The sequence below is a fragment of the Exiguobacterium sp. RIT452 genome, assembly GCF_003598705.1.
GTDB classification, from domain to species: domain Bacteria; phylum Bacillota; class Bacilli; order Exiguobacteriales; family Exiguobacteriaceae; genus Exiguobacterium_A; species Exiguobacterium_A undae.
In genome coordinates this window covers 1-228 of sequence record NZ_QXJB01000025.1, presented here as the reverse complement: position 1 = coordinate 228, position 228 = coordinate 1, and the positions used below count along the sequence as shown (strand labels likewise).

The following is a 228-nucleotide window of genomic DNA, read 5'->3' as shown; positions in this document are numbered from 1 at the left end:
TCCGATCTCTCAATTGAACAATCCCATTTTGAATGGGCCTATAGCTCAGCTGGTTAGAGCGCACGCCTGATAAGCGTGAGGTCGGTGGTTCGAGTCCACTTAGGCCCACCATTCAATTTTATAGCCATCACGGGGCCTTAGCTCAGCTGGGAGAGCGCCTGCCTTGCACGCAGGAGGTCAGCGGTTCGATCCCGCTAGGCTCCATTTGTCTTGTCCTAACGGAGAAGG

2 tRNA genes are annotated in these 228 nt (G+C 54.4%); both read left to right on the top strand.

From position 1 onward, the window contains the following. The first annotated feature begins 34 nt into the window (after positions 1-34). Positions 35-111, top strand: a tRNA-Ile gene (locus tag D3D03_RS16685). A gap of 20 nt (positions 112-131) precedes the next feature. Beyond that, positions 132-204: transfer RNA gene (locus tag D3D03_RS16680), tRNA-Ala, on the top strand. The last annotated feature ends 24 nt before the right edge of the window (positions 205-228 follow it).